Genomic DNA, 6,360 nt, shown 5'->3' with positions numbered 1-6,360 from the left:
GGTTTGGCAGTAGGATCCCCTGTTTTCTGAAAAAGACTACTGTAACCCGAATCCTGCTTGGGGTAATGTGTTATGGTCTGAAAATCCTCCTCAGAGTCAAATACTGTTTAAATAACAGGGGGTGAAACTAAACACGCCCCTTAAACTTTTAGTTCACATCTAATGGTTTTTTTTCTCTCAAAATAAAGTAATTCTCTAAAGACTTCTTTTTTCAAAATCAAGAAAGTATGAAAACTTTTAGAGTGTTAGTAGTAATTCCTAAGAACTCAACACATAAACAAAAAAATATTCAGAGCAATATATAATAAAAAGAAAAACAAAAATTTCACTCTAAACTTATTCCCGCTTTTTCCAAAGCTTGCTTAACAGCCTCGTCGTCGGCGCCTCTCTCAATGTTAACCTTCTCTGGGAGAGGCTCAAGGTGCTTGATGTTCATTCTTCTTCTCTTCACCTTGTTTAATCCAGCGCCGGTAACGAGGACGAAGTTCTTGTCGATTATGTCAACAACAACTACCTTTTGTCCAGCCCTTCTTCCGGCAATAACAACGGCTAGCCTTCCAACATCAATCGCTGGCATTCATCCCACCTCCATCTTTTTTATTTCCCCGTGTCGCCATCGGGGTACAGGTGGTCGATGGCGGCCTTCACAATGGCGAAGACCCCATCGGGACCCCAATTGGCAGTGTTAATAACCAAATCATAAACTGAGAGATCGTTAATGTCAATCCCGTATAGGTTTAAATACCTTTTCCTATTTTGCATTTCCCTCTCGGCAATCTGCATGAATGCCTCCTCAACACTTATGCCCTCTCTCTTTGCTACACGCTGAGCCCTTACTTGAATCGGTGCATCAAGCCATATCTTTAAATCGGCATTTTTTACCATCCATCCAGCCAAACGACCCTCAATAACTACGTTGCATTCTTTTGCCGCTTCTACTTGTCTTCTATCAACTTCCCTGTCTATTTCTGGGTGCATTTCAGCATATTTCTGGAATTCTTGGAGAGACATTCCCATCTCTTTTGCCATTTGTCGAAATATTAAACCGGCATAAACGTGCTTAAAGCCGTAGTGTTTAGCTAGATTCCTGCAGAGAGTTGTGGTGCCACTTCCTGCCAATCCGCTCACTGTGATCACTAGACATCCCTTAGGCATGGTACATCCCTTTCGTCCAAGGTTAGAGTGCAGCCCTTACCTGAGCCTTCATGACTCTGCGCATGCAGCTTGGGCAGAGGTGTGGCATAGGCCTCTCGGGTCTCTTCTTAGTCTTGGGGAGCTTTCTTAACTCACTTGATCTTCCCCTTGGGATTCCGTTTAGTGGTCTTCCGCACATTGCACAGTGTGCTATTTTTGGCTTCTTCTTTTCAAAGTGTATTACAGTCCTTCCACCCGGAGTTCTAACGTACTTTCTTCTCCATGATCTTGACCTGTACATTGGTTTCATATTTCTCACCCCGCTTAGCTTTTTTGTGCAGCATTTTTAAATTTAACTAATATGAGTCCAAGAGCTTTCTTAAAACCTGCCCGACAATCATTGATGTTAGGATGTACCATCCGATATAGCCCAGCTCGTTGGCTTGGAGGGAAGAGTGGTAAAACCTGTGGAACCAGTCAAAGAGGAAAAAGTTGAACGGTGACTTCACGATTGCCGTTTCAACATACCACCTTCTCATCCACCCGAAGAATATGAAGAATATCGGCATTGTAAAGAGCATTGGTTTAAACATTGAGTCTTTCATAACTTCATTTTGAAGCTTTAAAAGTTCCAGCTGCTTTTGTTGAAGCTTTCTTAATTTCTTCTCATCTTTTGCTTTTTGAGCCTCTTTCCACTCCTTCTGAAATTCTCTGCTCATTTTTTGTAGTTTTTTCATTTTTTCTTGGTCTATCAGTATGTGATTGACTAATGTGAAAAAGGCACCAAGTATAATTCCCGAAATTGTTACTACCCACATTGGGTGAGCATTGGTAACTAAAGGACCAAATACTTTGTCAAGTGCCAGGTATATTCCCTCAAGCATCTTCCTCCACCGCCAGATCAAGTATTTTTACCAATTCATTAACGGCCTCTTCCAGACCTTTATCCTCATGATTTTCAATTATCTTTATAAGTGCATTGGAATGCATTGCATAACTTATTGCGGCAGCCCTATTTAAATCCTGATGTCTCTGAATTTGTTCCTCAGTTTCAACATCCCTATCTCTTTTCAGATCTCTTAGTCTTCTCCCAAGTATTTCACTAGGCGTTGCCTCTATTATAACAACAAATCTCGGGTTTATAACCTCAATTACCTCCTTAGGAAAGCCGAGCATATACCCCAAGGGCGTTTTTATTGTAGCATGAGTATCGAGCAGTACGGGTTCTTCTCTAGATATCTCAAGGATTCTCTGAGCGGCTTTAAGCTGCAATTCCCTCTGCACCTTCAAGCTCAGTCTCCTCATTTCGTCTCTGTGAGTAACTAGCTTCGCCTTGACTGCTTCCTCGAACATTATATCCCCAAAGTTAACTACCCTAAATTTCGCTCGAGTCCTTTTCAAGGCCAGTTTTGTGATTGTGCTCTTTCCTACCCCCGGGATTCCCGTAATGACCACCACAAATGGCATATTCTATCACCCTGATCAAAACTCGCACTCCAGAGACTACAAAGAAAAATTGGTTTATAAGGTTTTTTAGAAAATGAATGACAAAAAAAAGAAACTAACTGAAAAACCTGCGCAGTGCTGGGAACATCTCGGTGGCTTGCTCTCTTGCTATTTCTTCATAAAATCTGTATAAGATACCTACTGTAAGCAGTATTCCAGTTCCAGTTCCTAGTGCCCCAAGGAAGTCTGCTAATACCGCAACAACAGCCAAAGTGAATGCTCCCCAGAATGTAACGTAGGGTATGTATCTCTGCAGGACCCTTTCCAAGATTCTTGGGTCCCTTCTAAAGCCAGGTATTTGCAATCCCGCTCTTTGCAGTTGCCTCGCAATGCTCTTTGCATCAAGTCCGGTGAGCTCAACCCATAGGAATCCAAAGAGTAGGGAGAACATTATGGTCAATATGGCATAAACCAAAGCCCTTAGCGGATCGGCTGTAACGCTGAATATGTCTCTAGGTGGTAGGACGTACCTTACAAACCCAGAGACTGCCGCTCCAGTTTCGTCAAAAGTTCCAAGAATTGGATGGCCGAGTCTTTGTAAAAGCCTAGCCCAGAGCTGGATGTTCGCGTAAAGGGCAAATGTGAGTATGATCGGAATGTTGCTGACATACATGAACCTTATTGGATATCTTCCTCTTACAGTTACCCTTCCATAGCTGAGAGGGATCTCCACTCTCATGCTTTCCAAGTAAACAACTATCAAGAAGATAACTATTGTTGCCAAAACACTTACCATGTCTGGAAGACCCCTTCTGTATAACGCTCCAGTAACATCACCTTTAATTATGTGCTGGATAAAGGCTGGAATAGCACCTATTATGGCGGGACCACCTGTTAAGGGGTCTATAGCTTGATTTGTTGTTAATGGGTTAAGAGCTCTAGTAACAATTGTCTGTGAGACTCCCGCAGCAATAAAGAGACTTATACCGCTACCAATTCCCCACTTGCTCACAAGCTCATCCATAATCATTACCATTATTCCACCAAAGGCGAGCTGAAGCATGAGGAGTACCTTGATTGTCAATGTGGGATTTCCAAACGCTCCCGCAAATACGTAAACAGCTGCCTCAAAGAAGCACATGAACACTGCAAATACCTTCTGCAGAGCCTGATAAAATCTCCTGTCTTCGGGGTTTGAAAGGTCTAGCTTTATTATTTCTGAACCGACTAAAAGCTGCATTATAATTCCAGCGGTAACTATGGGTCCTATTCCCAATGTTAATAGACTACCGTTTCTACCCGCTAGAACTACTCTTAAAGTCTGGAAGTAGTCCTGTATTTGGCCGGGAATTCCAAAAAGAGGTATCTGTGCCATAATAAAATACAATAACAATGCGACTCCTGTCCAGGCAAATTTTTCCTTTAAAGGCACATGTCTTTTTGGTCTTTCAATTTCTGGAAATGCATGCTCTATTTTGTAAATTATTTCCCTTGCTCCCATGGATTACACCTCAAATGCAATTATTCAAAAAGAAAAAATCAAGCAAGCAGAGCTTCTCCCCCAGCTTGGATTATTTTCTCCTCAGCCTTGGGGGAGAACGCTCTGGCTTTAATTACAAGTGGTTTTGTGAGTTTCCCGGTTCCAAGCACCTTATCGGCAAACTGAGTGGTATCGACAATAATTCTTCCTTCTTCCTCGTAGGCAATACCAAGCTGCATGAGCTCGTCAAGGTGCTCGTCAATGAATTTGAGGTTCACTGCAGTTATCTCTCTTTGAACTTCCACAGGCCTCTTGAAACCCCTTTTGCCTAAGTGATCAGGAGCATATTTGATGACCCATGTCCATTTTGTCTTCTTCCTCTTTCCTGTTCCAGCCATACCTCTACCGCCCTTGTGTCCTCCACCACGGTGCTTCTTTTTGCATCCCCATCCATGAGTGTGGGAACCGCGAAGCTTTCTCACTTTTTTCTTTCTCCTAATCATCTCGCGCACCTCACAGCATTCTCTCTATAAGCTCGTTAATAGCCTCTCCCCTATAGCCTAAAGCTCCACCCTCTTTGAAGGTTCTCTTCTTGCTCCTAATGCCACCTCTTGCTGGGTGAAGTCTAAATACTGGCTTTAGTCCTGGTAGATCGTTGAGCTTCATTTCTCCGTTGATCACTTTTTCAGCAAATTCTTTGATGCTCATGCCAAGCTTTTCTTGGACGTACTCCTCTGTAACTCTCTTGTTCCCAGGCAATCTTCCCCTCTTCTCTATGAGCTTTGCTAGGGTTTCAGCGTTTATTTCTCCCCAAGTGATGTAATCTTTTACCTTTTGTATCATTCCCTTGTAAGTTGGGGTGTCGTCAACGATCACAAGGTGGTTTACCTTGTGGAGTCTCAGCATTGCAAGGGTGTCTTTTACGGGTCTCTTAACATTCACTCTGCCCCTTATCCTAATCAAAGCAAGTTTTGCCATCCTCGCTCACCTCACAGCTCAAAGTTCTGTGGCATTTCTCTACCAACTACGATACCATAACGCTCGATCATCTCAGGCTTCACAGCGACACTGTTGGTGTTGTATAGTGCTTCAAACACTGCCTTTGCGAAGTTAACTGTGGTTCTCGTCTCACCCAAGGTTTGGGACCACACGTCCTTAACTCCCGCCAAGCTTAGTATCTTCTTACCGACATCACCGATAACTAGGCCAAGTCCTCTTGGTCCTGGCATGAGCTTGACCTTTACACTACCGCTCTTGCCTTCGACTGCGAATGGGATTGAGTGTGGTCTTCTGCACCTGCACTCCCAAGAACCACAGCCCCTCTTGATTTCAATTATGTTCATCTTAGCGTAGTTTATTGCCTTCCTTATGGCTATTCCAACTTCCTTTCCGTGGCCGATTCCAAGTCCCACGTAACCGTCTCTGTTTCCTACCGCTGCCAGTACCCTAAACCTAACTCTTCTACCACTGTCAGTCATTCTTACTGTTAGAGCTATGTCAAGAACCTCTTGGTTTTCTCTTGAGTTGACCTCAGGAAGGAGTACATCAACTATCTCGGGCTCTTTTATCTGGTAACCCTTTCTAAAGATCTCATGAATGTCAGTGATCTGACCTTCTTTAACGAGCATACCGAGCTTTGTCTTGGGTTGCCACTCTTCTAAAACCCTTTGAGCGTATTCTTTCCACTCCTGGCTCATGCTCTCACCTTCTCAAATTTCTCAATGATTCTCGCCTTAACCTCTTCAAAGTGCTCGGGAAGCTTTTCAGGTTCAAGTCCCTTAACGAGATACCCTCCAAACTGTCTCCTGTACTTCTCTTCATCCTCTTCCTTAAGCATCTTTGCATACTGAGCGATGTGTTCCCCTTTAATTCTGTACTCTTCCGGATAGATTTCCTCGCTGTGTGGAACCTCCAATCCCGCATCAACTGCTCCCTTAAGGACCGCAAAGATGCTTGATCCTCTGGTAGGCGGATGAAGTCCTATGTCAAGGATTGCCTCTTCAATTCCCTTCTCAAGTGCCTTGTAGCCTATGAGCAACCCAAGGAGGTAAGCGCTTGGAGTATTTCCACCGTGTCCCTTCCATCCAAAGTCCCTCATGAGCTCTCTTGTGTGAGCTGAAACAACTGTTTTGTCGCCCTTTGGATCATATAGCACTATCTGAGCTATGTGGTGGTTGAGGGTTTTTCTCACAACTAATCTGGGCTTGCCTGATTTAAGGAGTGCAAGCCTCTTGTGATAGTTAGTCTTACCTTCCCTTCTCCTTCTGAATGGAACCCTATATCTTGGTCCGTGTGCCATT

General features: G+C 43.6%; 10 protein-coding genes. All 10 read right to left on the bottom strand.

What is annotated here, in order from left to right; translation table 11 throughout:
* Nucleotides 1-325: 325 nt before the first annotated feature.
* The 10 genes from NF859_RS04635 to NF859_RS04590 all read right to left on the bottom strand — a co-directional run bounded on the left by NF859_RS04635 (nt 326) and on the right by NF859_RS04590 (nt 6,359).
* Entirely contained in the window at nt 326-577 is a 252-nt protein-coding gene (locus NF859_RS04635; protein ID WP_042700002.1) for a 50S ribosomal protein L14e, read from the bottom strand.
* Between the two features lie 20 nt (nt 578-597).
* Nucleotides 598-1,155, bottom strand: a complete 558-nt coding sequence (cmk, locus tag NF859_RS04630) for a (d)CMP kinase (RefSeq protein ID WP_004068287.1) — start codon at nt 1,153-1,155, stop codon at nt 598-600.
* A 22-nt stretch (nt 1,156-1,177) separates the two neighbouring features.
* Nucleotides 1,178-1,444 (bottom strand): 50S ribosomal protein L34e, encoded by a 267-nt coding sequence (locus NF859_RS04625; RefSeq protein ID WP_004068290.1) that lies wholly within the window; start codon nt 1,442-1,444, stop codon nt 1,178-1,180.
* A gap of 46 nt (nt 1,445-1,490) precedes the next feature.
* Entirely contained in the window at nt 1,491-2,018 is a 528-nt protein-coding gene (locus tag NF859_RS04620) for a DUF106 domain-containing protein (RefSeq protein WP_225806952.1), read from the bottom strand.
* Nucleotides 2,011-2,601, bottom strand: coding sequence for an adenylate kinase (locus tag NF859_RS04615; RefSeq protein WP_042700011.1), 591 nt, complete (start codon nt 2,599-2,601; stop codon nt 2,011-2,013). The genes NF859_RS04620 and NF859_RS04615 overlap by 8 nt, the downstream gene beginning before the upstream one ends.
* Nucleotides 2,602-2,695: 94 nt before the next feature.
* Nucleotides 2,696-4,081 (bottom strand): preprotein translocase subunit SecY, encoded by a 1,386-nt coding sequence (gene secY, locus NF859_RS04610; protein ID WP_225806953.1) that lies wholly within the window; start codon nt 4,079-4,081, stop codon nt 2,696-2,698.
* A 38-nt stretch (nt 4,082-4,119) separates the two neighbouring features.
* Nucleotides 4,120-4,563: an uL15m family ribosomal protein gene (locus NF859_RS04605; protein WP_004068297.1), complete on the bottom strand. Its 444-nt coding sequence runs from the start codon at nt 4,561-4,563 to the stop codon at nt 4,120-4,122.
* A 10-nt stretch (nt 4,564-4,573) separates the two neighbouring features.
* A complete protein-coding gene (locus tag NF859_RS04600) occupies nt 4,574-5,038 on the bottom strand; it encodes a 50S ribosomal protein L30 (RefSeq protein WP_004068299.1) in 465 nt (154 codons plus the stop codon).
* Nucleotides 5,039-5,049: 11 nt separating this feature from the next.
* Nucleotides 5,050-5,757 (bottom strand): 30S ribosomal protein S5, encoded by a 708-nt coding sequence (gene rpsE, locus NF859_RS04595; RefSeq protein WP_252743213.1) that lies wholly within the window; start codon nt 5,755-5,757, stop codon nt 5,050-5,052.
* Nucleotides 5,754-6,359, bottom strand: a complete 606-nt coding sequence (locus NF859_RS04590; protein WP_004068308.1) for a 50S ribosomal protein L18 — start codon at nt 6,357-6,359, stop codon at nt 5,754-5,756. The genes rpsE and NF859_RS04590 overlap by 4 nt, the downstream gene beginning before the upstream one ends.
* Nucleotide 6,360: the final 1 nt, after the last annotated feature.

Source organism: Thermococcus alcaliphilus, from assembly GCF_024054535.1.
Classification (GTDB): Archaea; Methanobacteriota_B; Thermococci; order Thermococcales; family Thermococcaceae; genus Thermococcus_A; species Thermococcus_A alcaliphilus.
This window is presented reverse-complemented; position numbering and strand designations above follow the sequence as displayed.

Bases quoted from the DNA above. Each gene is read 5' to 3' on its own strand.
- NF859_RS04635 (WP_042700002.1), bottom strand. From the start codon at position 577: ATGCCAGCGATTGATGTTGGAAGGCTAGCCGTTGTTATTGCCGGAAGA.
- NF859_RS04625 (WP_004068290.1), bottom strand. From the start codon at position 1,444: ATGAAACCAATGTACAGGTCAAGATCATGGAGAAGAAAGTACGTTAGA.
- secY (WP_225806953.1), bottom strand. From the start codon at position 4,081: ATGGGAGCAAGGGAAATAATTTACAAAATAGAGCATGCATTTCCAGAA.
- NF859_RS04590 (WP_004068308.1), bottom strand. From the start codon at position 6,359: ATGGCACACGGACCAAGATATAGGGTTCCATTCAGAAGGAGAAGGGAA.
- cmk (WP_004068287.1), bottom strand. From the start codon at position 1,155: ATGCCTAAGGGATGTCTAGTGATCACAGTGAGCGGATTGGCAGGAAGT.
- NF859_RS04605 (WP_004068297.1), bottom strand. From the start codon at position 4,563: ATGATTAGGAGAAAGAAAAAAGTGAGAAAGCTTCGCGGTTCCCACACT.
- NF859_RS04620 (WP_225806952.1), bottom strand. From the start codon at position 2,018: ATGCTTGAGGGAATATACCTGGCACTTGACAAAGTATTTGGTCCTTTA.
- NF859_RS04600 (WP_004068299.1), bottom strand. From the start codon at position 5,038: ATGGCAAAACTTGCTTTGATTAGGATAAGGGGCAGAGTGAATGTTAAG.
- rpsE (WP_252743213.1), bottom strand. From the start codon at position 5,757: ATGAGCCAGGAGTGGAAAGAATACGCTCAAAGGGTTTTAGAAGAGTGG.
- NF859_RS04615 (WP_042700011.1), bottom strand. From the start codon at position 2,601: ATGCCATTTGTGGTGGTCATTACGGGAATCCCGGGGGTAGGAAAGAGC.